Source organism: Tepidanaerobacter acetatoxydans Re1, assembly GCF_000328765.2.
Classification (GTDB): Bacteria; Bacillota; Thermosediminibacteria; order Thermosediminibacterales; family Tepidanaerobacteraceae; genus Tepidanaerobacter; species Tepidanaerobacter acetatoxydans.
The window spans coordinates 234,213-250,000 of record NC_019954.2; the positions used below are offsets into that span (position 1 = coordinate 234,213).

Genomic DNA, 15,788 nt, shown 5'->3' on the forward strand with positions numbered 1-15,788 from the left:
TTATGAATGATACACCAAGAGCTAATCGATTGCATATAGGTTTATTTGGCAGGCGAAATTCAGGCAAATCCAGCTTAATAAATGCTATTACAGGACAAGAAATAGCACTGGTTTCAGACTTTCCCGGAACTACAACAGATCCGGTTTATAAAGCGATGGAGCTTTTACCGATAGGGCCGGTAGTCTTTATTGATACTGCAGGGTTGGATGATGTAGGAGATTTAGGAGAACTTAGAATAAAAAAGACCCTAGAAGTTATGGACAAAACCGATATAGCCCTTGTGGTTTTTTCAACAGAGAATTTAGATTTCAGCCTTGAAAAAAGATGGTGTCAAGAGCTTAGGAGTAGGAACATTCCGATTATTGGTGTTGTCAATAAAATTGACAAAAGGGATGTGGATATTAAAGACTTGACTAAGGAATTTGATTTTCCTTTTATTAAAGTAAGCGCAAATAAAAGAGAAAATATAGGCAAGTTAAAAGAAATGATTCATCAAAATGCCCCTATGGATTTTGAACTTTCAACATTGGTGGGAGATATAATAACTCCAAAATCCCTTGTTGTTTTAGTAACACCTCAGGACATACAAGCACCTAAAAACAGATTGATTCTTCCTCAGGTGCAGACAATAAGGGATATATTGGATAATAACTGCATGGCTTTAGTAGCAAAGGAGACAGAACTTTTAGATTTGCTAAACTGCTTAAATAAAAAGCCTGCTTTGGTAATAACAGATTCTCAAGTATTTCATATTGTAAGTAAAATTGTTCCCGAAGACATACCACTAACATCATTTTCCATTATAATGTCAAGATACAAGGGCGAACTGAGTACTTTGGTAAGAGGTGCCAAAGCTATGGATGAATTAAAACCTAATGACAGGGTTTTGATTGAAGAGGCGTGCACACATCATCCACTTGAAAATGATATAGGCAGGCAGAAACTGCCGGCACTTCTTGAAAATAAGGCCGGCGGCAAACTGCAAATAGAGATAAAAGTTGGCGGGGATTTTCCGGAAGATTTAACACCATATGCGCTCATACTTCACTGCGGTGCATGTATGCTAAACCGCAAACAGATGCTGACAAGGATAATAAGGGCGAGAGAGCAAAACGTTCCAATTACCAACTATGGTATGGCTTTTGCTCATGCTCAGGGGATTCTAGAGCGGACTACGCGCATGTTTGAACCTTAAGACAGCAGTACTTTTTCTCTCCAGTTGCCTTTTTTATAGAAAATAGAAGTTATTACAGCTCCCGATACCCAGGCAATTAAAAGGGAAACGAATACTGACTCCGGCCTGCCGTTAGGATATTGTGCACTGCGGGTGAGATATGCAATACCATAAGCAATGGGCACTCGCAGAAAAATTGTAGTTATCAATGAAATCCACATAGGAGTCATGGTATCTCCGGCACCGCGCATGACTCCTGAAAGAACCTGCGTAACAGCCATTGCAACATACCCAACCGCTAAGATGCGCATCATTTTCATGCTCAAATCAACAAGCTCTGCCGTATCTGTAAAAATATCCATAAGATATCTGCCAAAAATTAAAATAATTATTGTGATAACTATTGAAACTCCTACTGCAATTGCTAAACCTTGGCGTGTTCCCTCCTCCACTCTGTCCATTTTTTTAGCTCCCACGTTTTGCCCGGCAAATGTGGTCATGGCAACTCCAAAGGTAAAATTGGGCATCATGGCAAATCCATCCACACGCATTACTATGACGTTGCATGCGATGATCATTTCTCCGAAGGTATTTGTAAGGGATTGTACAGTTATCATTGCAAGAGAGAATATAACCTGAGTCAAACCTGACGGCAATCCCAGCTTTAAAAGCTGAACAACGTATTCTTTTTTGGGTTTCAGCATGTTTAAATTAAGGTCAAATACGTAGTCCATTGTTTTAAGTTTCATTGCACATAGGACTGCAGAGATTACCTGTGCAATTACAGTTGCCAGTGCTACGCCTGGCACCCCCATATTTAAACCTGCAACAAACCATATATCCAGAAATATATTAAGAACAGTAGAAATAAGTAAAAACATCAATGCGGATAATGAATCGCCAAGTCCGCGTAAAATTCCTGAAAGTATATTAAAATATGAAAAACCCCAGTTGCCCACCAATAATATCAAAAGATAGCTTGCACACCAATCTATAATTGATTCCGGAGTATTGATTAAGACCAGCATTGGGCGCACGACAATCGGCCCTATTATCATAATTATCGTTGCTACTATTGCTGTAAGCGTTATGCAAGCTCCAATAGAACGGGAAAGCTTTTCCCGATCCTTTGCACCAAAATACTGAGAGACCATTATGCCGGCTCCGGTGGATACTGCTACGAAAAATACAAGCAAGAAGTTAAATATTGGGAGAGCACTGCCGACGGCAGCCAAAGCATTATCACCCACATACCTGCCTATTACAATTGAGTCAACAGTATTATAAAGCTGTTGGGCGATGTTGCCAACCAACATAGGAATTGAGAATTCAACGATTCGTTTCCATGGTGTTCCCACAGTCATGTCTTTGGGCGAAAAAAAGACCCGCAACCTTTGCCATAATTTTTAGCTCAACTCCTTTTTTAAAGCATTTTCACAACTCGTAATAAATGTTATTACAATAGCTTACCTTCATTAAAAACAAGTTTATACCTGTAAATACATTAAATCAAAAAAAGGATTTTTTGCATTTAGCTTAAAGGGATTTAAGAAATTTTATTTTAATGAGAAACTGAACATTTATTGGAGGGGTTAAATATTAGAAGGTATTTTGATACTATTAAATTAGATTATATCATTATTTGGGATAAAATGATATTTTTTGACACTCATTTAATTTTGTCGTCGACCTCAAGTCGCGCAAAAACCCCTGGGGATCGACGACAACCAAAAATTACCTCCAAATAAAGAATATAACTGGAAAAGGAGGACTTTTTGATTTAATGTAGAAATTATTAATAGAAAATTGAACAAATTATTTTTCTCGCTCTTTCTTTATTTTTTACCCCAAATTACGGGTTTATAGCCTACCTATAAGGAATTGAAACGATGTTAACTTTATAAACATAAATGCAGACGAACTGTTTATAGCCTACCTATAAGGAATTGAAACCATTTGAGGATCTGGAAGGGCTGACCTTAGCCTCCGGAGGTTTATAGCCTACCTATAAGGAATTGAAACAGAAACGACACGACAAATTATGAAAGAAAGCAATTTGTTTATAGCCTACCTATAAGGAATTGAAACCGGCTAACCGCATTATAATACGTGATGCAAGTGGCCGGGTTTATAGCCTACCTATAAGGAATTGAAACGTTGATGAACATTCCATAGATAGTTTGCAATTTATGTGTGTTTATAGCCTACCTATAAGGAATTGAAACATTGGAGAAACTTTTAATAGAGCATAAAAGGACTGAGTTTATAGCCTACCTATAAGGAATTGAAACAAAAAAGATATAGTTTTTTAGAAGTCTTGAATGATGAAGGGTTTATAGCCTACCTATAAGGAATTGAAACTTTGATTGAGGATATATTCCTTGCTAATGATATAGCTTTTGTTTATAGCCTACCTATAAGGAATTGAAACCCATAATCAGTAACTATTTCTCTGCTAGCATTTCTTGTTTATAGCCTACCTATAAGGAATTGAAACTATTCCATTTTGTGTTTTGTATAGTTACCAAATCACCAAGCGTTTATAGCCTACCTATAAGGAATTGAAACTTGCTTTGATGAGGTAGCACTATTTTTAGAAGTTGAGGTTTATAGCCTACCTATAAGGAATTGAAACGTCACAATTTGGGCAATACCATGTTTCCATAGGCGTGGTTTATAGCCTACCTATAAGGAATTGAAACAGGCTTGCCCAAAAAGCGGAATATTATTTGTACTTTGTTTATAGCCTACCTATAAGGAATTGAAACTTTGCGGGTAAACAATAAGGCAGAAAACACAATAACGTTTATAGCCTACCTATAAGGAATTGAAACATGGTGAAGTTATAGAAGATGATACTAGTAGCACTAAGTTTATAGCCTACCTATAAGGAATTGAAACCATTTATTGCAAACTATGCACTTTCCTTTGCTTCAAGTTTATAGCCTACCTATAAGGAATTGAAACAACTCTTCTAAAAAATCATTAAAACTAACTTTTTTTACGTTTATAGCCTACCTATAAGGAATTGAAACTTGTAATAACAATATAATGATGCAAATAAATAAAGCGTTTATAGCCTACCTATAAGGAATTGAAACATGAAGAAGCAGAGATTGACAAGCCAAGCTATGCAAGTTTATAGCCTACCTATAAGGAATTGAAACTACCTTGGAACTGTTCGCTCATGATTATAATAATTCGTTTATAGCCTACCTATAAGGAATTGAAACTAAGACTCAATCCAACTTTCCAAAAATTCACGCAAAGGTTTATAGCCTACCTATAAGGAATTGAAACTGAAACCCTTTCTTCATTTTTGGCCAATGAGCTTCTAGCGTTTATAGCCTACCTATAAGGAATTGAAACGTCGAAGAGGAGGTGGCGAATTGACGAGGGAAGAGCTGTTTATAGCCTACCTATAAGGAATTGAAACGCAGCAAGTTTTGCGGCACCACTTTTGGCGATATTGAATGTTTATAGCCTACCTATAAGGAATTGAAACTGCCTATCCACTGTGGAAATGGCTGCTCTTCGGGCATTTCGTTTATAGCCTACCTATAAGGAATTGAAACTGGAATATATGGTCCGGTATATGTTGATCTGTAGGAAGTTTATAGCCTACCTATAAGGAATTGAAACCAGGACTATATTGGAAATATTCAAAGATGCACTTATTGGTTTATAGCCTACCTATAAGGAATTGAAACTGATGTAATCATTGATTTCTTTAGGATTAAAACCACATGTTTATAGCCTACCTATAAGGAATTGAAACTCGGGTCATCAGACTGATCATCCAGTGTTGCCACCGTTTATAGCCTACCTATAAGGAATTGAAACCACTAATGTTGGATGAATCATCACAGATACAAAATGAAACGTTTATAGCCTACCTATAAGGAATTGAAACATAACAAGATTGAATTCAGTCAAAAGGAAATGGATAAGGCAGTTTATAGCCTACCTATAAGGAATTGAAACTGAAGCTTGATGACATGAAGAATATCCTTAAAACCCGTTTATAGCCTACCTATAAGGAATTGAAACACTGGTACATGGCCGCAGTCTGTTCCTGTATGCTGGGTTTATAGCCTACCTATAAGGAATTGAAACTGGACTACCAGACACAAAGAGATCGCGCCGATAAGGCCGAGTTTATAGCCTACCTATAAGGAATTGAAACTTGTAAACACGCCCATCTCTAGTGACAGTATATGTCTTTGTTTATAGCCTACCTATAAGGAATTGAAACTGGAGGTGTTGTAAATGGCATACAAAGGCCAACCCGGTTTATAGCCTACCTATAAGGAATTGAAACCTTTGCACGAGTATGAAAACAGCCTCATCTTGCTCCCGTTTATAGCCTACCTATAAGGAATTGAAACCAGAATACTACCTCTCCTTGCCAATCTTGTTTTAAACCATCGTTTATAGCCTACCTATAAGGAATTGAAACCATGGGGAGTGCTGGGCAAGACTTCGTAGACGAAGGTTTATAGCCTACCTATAAGGAATTGAAACGTTGATAATTGTATTTTTAATTTACTGTTTATCCTTGTGTTTATAGCCTACCTATAAGGAATTGAAACACGACAGACAGGATATAGAGGATTTGGTTACACGTGGTTTATAGCCTACCTATAAGGAATTGAAACCTGAAAGTAGGAAGCCGACCGGCATAAACAAAGCCAGTTTATAGCCTACCTATAAGGAATTGAAACAGGATAAAAGATAACTGGCAAGTGTTTCCTAGCAGGGGTTTATAGCCTACCTATAAGGAATTGAAACCTATCTCCTGGTCGCCTTCAGCCAAGGCGAACATCCTTGTTTATAGCCTACCTATAAGGAATTGAAACAGACATGGCATTGATTTCTTGGGATTCAGGACCTTTATGGTTTATAGCCTACCTATAAGGAATTGAAACTGGACGACACTATCCCGGAGGAAAGAGAGACAGGCATGGCCATGGGCAAGGAGATGTTAAAAAGGTGCGATGAGCTCTGGGTATTCGGAGAGGTTATAAGCGAGGGAATGGCCTCCGAGATAGAACGTTTATAGCCTACCTATAAGGAATTGAAACTTATAAATGGGGTGAAATTATGGATCTTACGACAATTAGTTTATAGCCTACCTATAAGGAATTGAAACCCAGCCTTGGCACCAGCTCTATTGGTATATATCCGGGTTTATAGCCTACCTATAAGGAATTGAAACTGAATTGTCCTTGGATGACATCCCGCCATATTTGCCGTTTATAGCCTACCTATAAGGAATTGAAACCCAGCCTTGGCACCAGCTCTATTGGTATATATCCGGCGTTTATAGCCTACCTATAAGGAATTGAAACATAATCTCATATTCTTTTTTCATAGTCTTCGTTCACCGTTTATAGCCTACCTATAAGGAATTGAAACACGACTATCCCGGGAGAACACCCGAGACTGCCCAATTTTGTTTATAGCCTACCTATAAGGAATTGAAACACCAGAGCAGGCGCGAAACCCGTAGTTGCTGTTGGCATTGCCGTTTATAGCCTACCTATAAGGAATTGAAACTCGGCTGTCCTGGCTCGGGAATGAATTGAGAAGTGACGTTTATAGCCTACCTATAAGGAATTGAAACTATGCCTACAAAGTCTTTTTATCAAGTGCTATCCGCAGTTTATAGCCTACCTATAAGGAATTGAAACTCAAAAGAGGAGAGAATATCAAGAACTGGCAAGGGATTCGTTTATAGCCTACCTATAAGGAATTGAAACTCTACTTTGTCCCAGTCAATACATGCCCATATTTCATAGTTTATAGCCTACCTATAAGGAATTGAAACATAAACTTGTCAACCGATTCGCTAATAATACCTTCCACGTTTATAGCCTACCTATAAGGAATTGAAACGGCTCTAATGCCCTAAATTGGTCTAACCCGTTCTTTGTTTATAGCCTACCTATAAGGGATTGAAACTCACAATCTTTTTTTGCGCAATCACTCTTGTCTGGGTTTATAGCCTACCTATAAGGGATTGAAACGCCCTTGAATTCACTTTTGATAATGAATATATCAAAGAAGTTTATAGCCTACCTATAAGGGATTGAAACGCTTTTCTTCTTTTGTCTTTATCTTTCTCTATCCCAGCTTATAACCTACCTATAAGGGACTTGAAATAACACCGTATACAATATATTTGGTTTTTGATTTCCTAATGATGTGTATAATAGAAAATATGCGTTATTGTGTGGAAAAGTGGGCGGTCGATGACCGCCTCTACGTATTGGTAATTCATTATATATTGTAGGGAGGTTGCTGCAAGGTCTTCCAGTTTATACCATGCAAGATTGGTAATTTATTATATATTGTAGTGAGATCCTACTTTAATAAATCATTTATTGTAGGTAAGTCATTTGTTGTAGTGAAGGTTATACGTTGATAAATCATTTGTTGTAGGTAAGTTATATGTTAATAAATCATATATCATAGAGTAGGGGAGACCATTGGTCTCCCGCTTATATTGCACGTTATACACGTTATTGCCATTGAACTTTAACTGTGATTTTACGGCAAAACTGACTTTTTACGATAAATCATGATAGATTCCACTGTAGAAAGATAATTTCGAGCTAGAAATGCCGAAATATTGTTCCTGATTATAATAAGATACGCCATATACTGACAATGATTTAGGAAAAGAGGGTTTTTACATTAAAATCATGATCTAGTTTTTATAAAAAGTAACCCAAATCAATAGAAATGTGATATGATATTTTCCAGATATCCCAGTTTAATGAGGTGCTTATTATGTCTTCTGAAAAACGGATGTATATTAGTCTGTTTAGTGTAGCCTGCTTTTGGGGAACTTCATGGTCTGTTTCGAAAATTGGGCTTCGGGAATTATCCCCGGTGCATCTTGCAGTTTTAAGATTTATACTAGCTTCGATAATATTTTTTTGCATTGTTAAGCTTTTCTACAGAGATTATGTTATAGAAAGAGAAGATAGGAAGTGGTTGTGGATACTGGGCTTTTTAGGTGTAGTACTATATTTTTTCATCCAATACTATGGACTTGATATGACTACTACAGTCAATTCTTCTATTTTAATTGCTACAAGCCCTATATTTACTATATTCCTATCAGCAAAGTTGTTTCATCAGGAAAAGCTAAATTATAGCGATTTGCTTGGTATTTTAATTGCTTTTGTGGGAGTATTTTTGGTTTTTACGGCAGGTAAGGGAATTTCTATTGGTCGTAGTACTATTTATGGCGATTTACTACTGCTTTTAAATTCATTAGTTTGGGCACTTTTTACGGTTTTAGGGAAAAATTTAGTTGACAAGTATGATCCTTTTGTGGTGATGGCATATATAAATATTTATGCAACAATAACTGTGCTGCCAATTGCTTTTACTCCGGCATTTATTAATTCTGTAAAGGCAGCATCGATTACTACCTGGGCTGCGGCGCTATATCTTGCCGTTTTTTGTTCGGTATACTCTTATTACATGTGGTATAAAGGCATAAAAACTATCGGAGCGTCTAAAACAGCGGTGTTTAACTACGTAAATCCGATGGTTGCTGTAATCATAGGCATAATATTATTAAAAGAAGATTGGAACATCTATACGATTATCGGCGGTATATTAGTTTTTATAGGGGTATATGCCGCTTCGGCACGAAAAGGCGATGAAAGAATCGAAACGGTTGATAGTTGATTATTTGAAATCATTTTTTGAAGTTTTTTGCGGTCCGATACGGTGTATGTTAAAATATTGGTGTAAACCTTACTTATCCAAATTCTAAATTGATGGAGGTTTTAATGTGGAAAAAATTCGAGAAGGGAAAACTAAAACAGTTTTTGACACAGGTGATGGCAATATACTGCTTAAATTTCGCGATGATGTAACCGGAACGGGTGATGTGGTAGATCCTGGAGCTAATACCGTAATCGGTAAAATCGAAGGCAAGGGCAATGCTTCTCTCAAGTTGTCAAAGCATTTTTTTGAGCTGTTAAAAAGGGATGGTATCCGTACCCATTATATTGATGCAGATTTAAAGGAAAATACCATGCTTGTAAAACGAGCAGATACATTTGGTGATGGACTGGAGTTTATATGCAGGTTAAAGGCTGCCGGCAGCTTTGTTAGAAGATATGGCAGATATGTAGAAGAAGATCAGCCATTAGATTATCTGGTTGAAATAACTCTTAAAGACGATGACAGAGGTGACCCGCTTATAAATGAAGAAGCATTAGTTCAGCTTAAATTAATGACAAAAGAAGAGGTCAGCGAAGCCATTGCTCTTACAAAGAAAATTACTAAAATAGTGAAACAGGAATGTGAGCGTTTTGATCTCGAATTGATTGATATAAAATTTGAGTTTGCCAGGGTTGAAGGGGAAATTGCTGTAATAGATGAGATTTCAGGGGATAATATGCGAGTTCGGAAAAACGGTCAAGCTGTAATGCAAAAGGAGTTATGTGATATTATATGCGGTAAATAAATTAAATTAAGCTGCAGACTACTATTAAACTTGCGTCTATAATATGACAAGCAGGGGCTTGCGGAATTTATTCGCCTTGCCGACGGTACAAAAGCTTTCTAATCCGGCACGCTGCCCCTGCTATATTTGTCCCAATTTAAAGAATAAAAATTATTTTACCCGCATACATTATACTATTACTAAAAAACTGATCTATTGCCCTTCGATAAATCTTCCTGCCTCTACAGCAGCGATAGCGCCATCGGCTGCAGCAGTAATGACCTGCCGCAAGGGCTTTTGACGTACGTCGCCGGCGGCAAAAATCCCTCTAACATCTGTCATCATCTTATCATTTGTAATGATATAACCTTGTTCGTCCAAAACAACTAAATTTTTAACAAAATTAGTGGCGGGAGATTGGCCTATAGCCACGAAAATTCCATCAATAGGGATAGAATTCAAACTTCCTGTCTTTACATTTTTAACTATCACTTCTTTGACAGCGTCTTCTCCTCTTATTTCGTTTACTACCGAATCCCAAACAAATGAAATTTTATCATTTTGGAATGCACGTTCCTGAAGGATTTTTGTAGCTCTTAATTGATCACGGCGGTGTATTACATAGATTTTACTTGCAAAACGGGTTAAAAATAAAGCTTCTTCAATAGCAGTATCGCCGCCGCCTACCACTGCTACGGTTCTGTCAAAATAAAAAGCACCATCGCAAGTTGCGCAATAAGAAACGCCTTTACCTGTAAATTCTTGTTCTCCCTTGACCCCAATTTTTTTTGGCTGTGCACCTGAAGCTAAAATAACAGTTTTGGCTGTAATGCTTTCGCCATTCATAAAAACTCTAAAAACCCCATCCTGTTTTTCGATTTTTTCGACACAGCCATTTAAAAATTTGGCATCGAATTTTTCAGCCTGAGATTTCATTGCATCAGTAAGCTCGATGCCGCCTATGCCATCAGAAAATCCCGGATAGTTTTCTATGCGGTAAGTTATAGCGGCCTGACCGCCAGGATACATTTTTTCGATAATAACTGTTGACAGTTTGGCTCTAGCAGCATATAAACCTGCTGAAAGACCGGCAGGTCCCGCACCTACAATAGTCACATCATACATTATTTCCCCGCCTTTCCTAGTAATTATTCTTGATACATAATAATATATTTCTCAAAATTAATCAAAATAATTTATATAGAAAAATAAAATTAAAAAAGCTATTGCATAATAATACATTTTAATGTATAATTATAAACAAAATTACGAAAGAGGCGTATGTATATGAGCGTAAATCCATGGCAGAATGCGGAAAGCAGTTTACTGAAGGGGAAAGATCTTTTGAGCTTATATGATCTTAGCAACCTTGAAATAGAAGAGATTCTAAACAAATGTGAAACACTTAAAACAATGCATAAATTAGGAGCGGATTATCAACACTAAAAGGGAAAACCCTTGGTATGATTTTTGAAAAATCTTCAACGAGGACCAGAGTTTCATTTGAAGTAGCTATGTGGCAACTAGGAGGGCATGCTCTTTTCTTGAGCAATAGGGATATTCAGATTGGGAGAGGAGAAACCATTCCCGACACGGCTCGAGTTTTATCGCGCTATCTTGATGGCATAATGATAAGGGCATATAGCCATGATGATGTAAAACTTTTGGCTAAATATGCAGATATACCGGTTATAAACGGGTTGACGGATTACACCCACCCATGTCAGGTGCTTGCGGACTTATTTACCATTCAAGAGAAAAAGAAAAAACTCAGCGGATTAAAATTAGCCTTTATCGGCGATGGGAAAAACAACATGGCAAATTCGCTTATATTTGGTTGTTCCAAAGTAGGTATGGATATTGCCGTAGCATCTCCGGAAGAATTTTTACCGGATAAAGAAGTAGTTAATAAGGCAAAAGCCGATGCCGTAATGAACGGCTCAAAAATAATTCTCACAGATGATGTCTTTGAGGCGGCCAAAGATGCCGATGTGCTTTATACCGATGTCTGGACCAGCATGGGGCAGGAAGAAGAAACTGAATACAGGAAGAAAGTATTTGCAGGTTATCAGATAAACCAAGAACTACTTTCTGTTGCCGATGAAAATGTAATAGTTATGCACTGCCTGCCTGCTCATCGAGGTGAAGAAATAACCGAAGAAGTAATTGAAGGTGAACACTCTGTAGTATTTGATGAAGCAGAAAATCGGCTACATGTGCAAAAAGCCATTCTCTCGCTTGTTATGGGTTAAATTAGTATTTACAATCTGGAAGGTTTACCTTCCTTTTTCTTTTCTATTGCTTAAAATACTGGCAACTTCACAGGCCGTATTCTTGATAGAATTTATTAATTAAACCTTATCTTCAGCTCATCAATAAATACATCAATAATCTCGGGTGACAATTGTTCTTTTACGGTTTTCAATACAAGGTCGGATTTTTTTAATAAACGGGGAATTTTATCGGAAATATGCTCTGAAGTTTTTTGGTGCTTGGAAATTACGGTATATAGGAACTCATCAAAATCGTAAATTTTAAATTTTTCTATCCCGTCTAATACAGCCGCCTTTTCAAGAATACCTATAAATATATCTTTATAGGATGCTTTGGAGCCAAGTCCCAATATTTCAGAAAGCCTTGGGATGATTTTTTCGAAAAGCAAGCGCCGATATGGCATTTTTTCGGGAAGTCCCATAATGTTAGCTAGTTTTAGGACCGTTTGACGGCTGAGATTAAAAAATATGTTGGCGTAATAGTCCTCGGGGTGATTTGCAATAATGTAATAAAATCGACCGCTGTATTTATTTATAACACTTAATGTATCATAATATCCCAAGTTTAAATTTCTACGGGCACGTTCAGAAGAAAAATCAAGTGTTCCACCTAAATCTTCAGATGGTTCAATTGTAATCAAATTCAATTTATCTTTATTTATTCTGCGCGTTCTTCCTATTCCGTATAATCGTATGCCTATTATATCTTTATAACCCTTTGCCATTAAAAGCTTAATGGGGAAATTATCAAAAAACCCTCCGTCAATAAATAGTTTGCCATCAATTTTGTCCATCTTAAAAATAGGAAGATTGGCACTTGCCATCAGATAATCTACGAGCTTTCCCTCTGGTATATCTTCTATATAAAGTTCAACAGGCTTTAAATCAGTAAGTGCGACTGTTACGATACCAAAATCCTTTCCGGAATGCCTTACCTTGTCCTCGCATATGTTGCAGTTTAAAAGCTGCCTAAGCGGTGTGATATCAAGGCCATGTTCGAAAAACAGCTCTCTTATTGTTCTTACAACATGAAAGAAGTTCTCCGGAAACAGCTCCCTGTTTTTAATAGCAGCTATTTCGCTATCATCAATATTAAGAATTTTATCGAATGAAATATTGTACCATGTGTCGTATGTCTTTTCAAAATCACCTTGAACTATCATGGCGCCGTTTAAGGCACCTACTGATGTTCCAGCCACACCTTTTATATCTACGCCCAACTCTCTTAGAGCCTTCCATGCTCCAATCTGATAAGCACCTTTAGCACCGCCGCCCTCAAGGACAAGACCAAACAAGTATATTACCTCCATATTTTTATCTAATCATTGAAATATGTACTCTTCAATTATAGTCTAAATTTAAAGCATGTGCCATATTTATTATTAAACAGTTTGATATAAATTTTCTCCTGTTTCAAGGGCAAAATAAACCGATATGAATTTTTGGAAAATAAACATAAAAAGCTTCTTGACATAAATAACCTGCTGAATTATAATATCTTAGAAGTGATGAGCTAGGTGCATACGAAGTAATTAATATTTGGGCTTTGCTAGACCTCTTCATAATTTTTTTAAATTGAAGAGGATTATTAGCATATGCTCGATTTTTATTCTACTATATATATACGATTGAACCTAGGCTGACAGAATGATACACGGTTTATAATTATTGCCAGAATAAAAAATCATATTGGAACATATATTAGAAACGTACATTTTGGCAAAACTAGAGGGGAGAAAAAATTAAATGGCAAAAAAAGAAGTTGTGCTCACCCAGGAAGGCTTGAAAAAGATGGAAGAAGAGCTTGAATACTTAAAATCGGTAAAACGCCGTGAGATTGCAGCTAGAATAAAGCAAGCTATTGACTTTGGCGATATTAGCGAGAACTCTGAGTATGATGAAGCAAAAAACGAACAGGCCTTTGTGGAAGGGAGAATTGCTCTTCTTGAAGAAAAACTAAGAAATGCTAAACTAATTGATGAAGTAGATATATCTACCGATGTAGTAAGTGTCGGCTCTAAGGTAAAACTTAAGGATTTGGATACGGGAGATATTTTTGAGTACATGATTGTCGGCTCGGCTGAGGCTAATCCTATTGAAAATAAGATTTCTAATGAATCACCGGTAGGAAATGCTCTAATTGGAGAGAAAAAAGGTTCTATCGTAGAAGTTTCAGTACCTGCTGGAATAATTAAGTATGAAATCATGGATATCATGAAATAAATAATGGAGGTTTTTTAATGGATTATTTGAACGACCAAAGTGAAATTAATGAAATCCAAAAAGTTCGGCTGCAAAAGCTTCAAGAATTAAAAGATATGGGTGTAAACCCTTTTGGCGACAAATACCCCTATTCTCATAATTGCCAGCAAATAAAGGCAAACTTTGACGAGCTTGAAAATCAAAATGTAAAAATAGCCGGCAGGATCATGGCAATAAGAGGCCATGGTAAAGCGGCTTTTTTTGATATTCAAGACAATACAGGCAAGATACAAGTATATATTAGGAAAGATAATGTATCTGATGACACTTTTAATTTGTATAAATTACTGGATATTGGAGATATAGTAGGTATAGAGGGAAATGTTTTTAAATCCAAAAGAGGCGAAATATCCGTATCTGTTAACAACATGACTATTCTTGCTAAATCGCTCAGACCTTTGCCTGAGAAGTGGCATGGGTTAAAAGATACTGATATAAGATACAGGCAAAGGTATTTAGATTTAATAGTCAATCCTGAAGTAAAGCAAACATTTCTTACTAGAAGTAAAATTATATCGGCAATGCGACAGTTTTTAGATGACAAAGGTTTTGTTGAGGTAGAAACTCCTGTGCTGTCGCCGATAGCAGGTGGTGCTGCTGCAAGGCCTTTCGTTACTTATCATAATGCTTTGGACATGCAGCTGTATTTAAGGATAGCTACAGAACTATACCTAAAGCGGCTTATAGTAGGTGGATTTGAAAAAGTATACGAATTGGGCAAGGATTTTAGGAATGAAGGTATTTCCATCAAGCATAATCCCGAGTTTACGATGGTGGAACTTTACCAGGCATATGCAGATTATAAAGATATGATGAAATTGGCTGAAGATATGATTGCATATATAGCCGAGAAAGTTTTAGGCACTACGAAGATAACCTATCAAGGGGAGGAAATTGATTTAACACCACCGTGGACTAGAATGACTATGGTTGAAGCGGTAAAACATTTTACAGGTATAGACTTTGACTCTATAGCTTCTGATGAAGAGGCAAGAAAAGTTGCTCGAGAATTACATATAGAAGAGATAAAAGACTGCGACACAAAGGGCAAAGTGCTAAATCTCATATTTGAAGAAAAGGTGGAACAAAACCTGGTTCAACCCACTTTTATATATGATTATCCTATAGAAATATCGCCTCTGGCAAAGAAGAAAGAGGACAATCCCGACCTTACGTACAGGTTTGAAGCCTTTGTCACAGGAAGGGAAATAGCTAATGCTTTTTCTGAGCTAAATGATCCGATAGATCAAAGAGAAAGGTTTTTGCAGCAGCTAAAAGAAAGGGAAGCCGGCGATGAAGAAGCTCATGCTTTCGATGAAGACTATATAAATGCGCTTGAATATGGAATGCCTCCTACGGGTGGTATGGGCATAGGTGTTGATCGCCTTGTTATGCTGCTTACAGACTCTTATTCAATCCGCGATGTCATATTATTCCCTACCATGAGACCTAAACAATAACCTTATTTCAATACAAAATAAATGTCACATTTAATAAAAATAAAAGAATTAAGCAGCATAAAAGAGTATAGCCAGAATTTAATGCCGTAAATTGACGAAAAAGAGAATAATGACGAATACTGACGTTTGAAAAGACCACTAGTTT

At 36.9% G+C, this 15,788-nt stretch carries 8 protein-coding genes, 1 pseudogene and 2 CRISPR repeat arrays; of the genes and pseudogenes, 6 read left to right on the forward strand and 3 right to left on the reverse strand.

The annotated features are described in order from the left end of the window. The first annotated feature begins 2 nt into the window (after nt 1–2). Nucleotides 3–1,196, forward strand: a complete 1,194-nt coding sequence (gene hydF, locus TEPIRE1_RS01120; protein WP_013777359.1) for a [FeFe] hydrogenase H-cluster maturation GTPase HydF — start codon at nt 3–5, stop codon at nt 1,194–1,196. Here the strand turns inward: hydF and TEPIRE1_RS01125 are convergent. Then, nucleotides 1,193–2,539, reverse strand: coding sequence for an MATE family efflux transporter (locus tag TEPIRE1_RS01125; RefSeq protein ID WP_023211328.1), 1,347 nt, complete (start codon nt 2,537–2,539; stop codon nt 1,193–1,195). The two genes, hydF and TEPIRE1_RS01125, sit on opposite strands and share 4 nt — an antisense overlap. 494 nt (nt 2,540–3,033) lie before the next feature. Beyond that, a CRISPR array of direct repeats spans nt 3,034–6,104; the repeat unit is 30 nt; unit sequence GTTTATAGCCTACCTATAAGGAATTGAAAC. Nucleotides 6,105–6,229: 125 nt separating this feature from the next. Further along, nucleotides 6,230–7,273: a CRISPR direct-repeat array (repeat unit 30 nt; unit sequence GTTTATAGCCTACCTATAAGGAATTGAAAC). A 697-nt stretch (nt 7,274–7,970) separates the two neighbouring features. On the opposite strand from TEPIRE1_RS01125, the gene TEPIRE1_RS01130 reads away from it, so the two are divergent. Together TEPIRE1_RS01130 and TEPIRE1_RS01135 are read left to right on the forward strand one after the other, a co-directional pair. Next, a complete protein-coding gene (locus TEPIRE1_RS01130; RefSeq protein WP_013777361.1) occupies nt 7,971–8,882 on the forward strand; it encodes a DMT family transporter in 912 nt (303 codons plus the stop codon). A 106-nt stretch (nt 8,883–8,988) separates the two neighbouring features. Continuing rightward, entirely contained in the window at nt 8,989–9,669 is a 681-nt protein-coding gene (locus TEPIRE1_RS01135; RefSeq protein ID WP_013777362.1) for a phosphoribosylaminoimidazolesuccinocarboxamide synthase, read from the forward strand. A 192-nt stretch (nt 9,670–9,861) separates the two neighbouring features. Here the strand turns inward: TEPIRE1_RS01135 and trxB are convergent, their stop codons facing one another. Continuing rightward, nucleotides 9,862–10,773 (reverse strand): thioredoxin-disulfide reductase, encoded by a 912-nt coding sequence (gene trxB / locus TEPIRE1_RS01140; protein WP_013777363.1) that lies wholly within the window; start codon nt 10,771–10,773, stop codon nt 9,862–9,864. Nucleotides 10,774–10,935: 162 nt separating this feature from the next. Here trxB and argF point away from each other — a divergent pair. Then, a pseudogene (gene argF, locus TEPIRE1_RS01145) lies at nt 10,936–11,900 on the forward strand (ornithine carbamoyltransferase). 95 nt (nt 11,901–11,995) lie between these two features. Here argF and TEPIRE1_RS01150 read toward each other — a convergent pair. Beyond that, nucleotides 11,996–13,216, reverse strand: coding sequence for a patatin-like phospholipase family protein (locus TEPIRE1_RS01150; protein WP_013777365.1), 1,221 nt, complete (start codon nt 13,214–13,216; stop codon nt 11,996–11,998). A gap of 451 nt (nt 13,217–13,667) precedes the next feature. Here TEPIRE1_RS01150 and greA point away from each other — a divergent pair, with 451 nt between their 5' ends. Beyond that, nucleotides 13,668–14,144, forward strand: a complete 477-nt coding sequence (gene greA / locus TEPIRE1_RS01155; protein ID WP_013777366.1) for a transcription elongation factor GreA — start codon at nt 13,668–13,670, stop codon at nt 14,142–14,144. 17 nt (nt 14,145–14,161) lie between these two features. After that, complete coding sequence (gene lysS, locus TEPIRE1_RS01160; RefSeq protein ID WP_013777367.1) at nt 14,162–15,643, forward strand: lysine--tRNA ligase; 1,482 nt, start codon at nt 14,162–14,164, stop codon at nt 15,641–15,643. Nucleotides 15,644–15,788: the final 145 nt, after the last annotated feature.

Coding starts and splice junctions, on each gene's coding strand:
- hydF (WP_013777359.1), top strand. CDS start 3: ATGAATGATACACCAAGAGCTAATCGATTGCATATAGGTTTATTTGGC.
- TEPIRE1_RS01125 (WP_023211328.1), bottom strand. CDS start 2,539: ATGACTGTGGGAACACCATGGAAACGAATCGTTGAATTCTCAATTCCT.
- TEPIRE1_RS01130 (WP_013777361.1), top strand. CDS start 7,971: ATGTCTTCTGAAAAACGGATGTATATTAGTCTGTTTAGTGTAGCCTGC.
- trxB (WP_013777363.1), bottom strand. CDS start 10,773: ATGTATGATGTGACTATTGTAGGTGCGGGACCTGCCGGTCTTTCAGCA.
- greA (WP_013777366.1), top strand. CDS start 13,668: ATGGCAAAAAAAGAAGTTGTGCTCACCCAGGAAGGCTTGAAAAAGATG.
- lysS (WP_013777367.1), top strand. CDS start 14,162: ATGGATTATTTGAACGACCAAAGTGAAATTAATGAAATCCAAAAAGTT.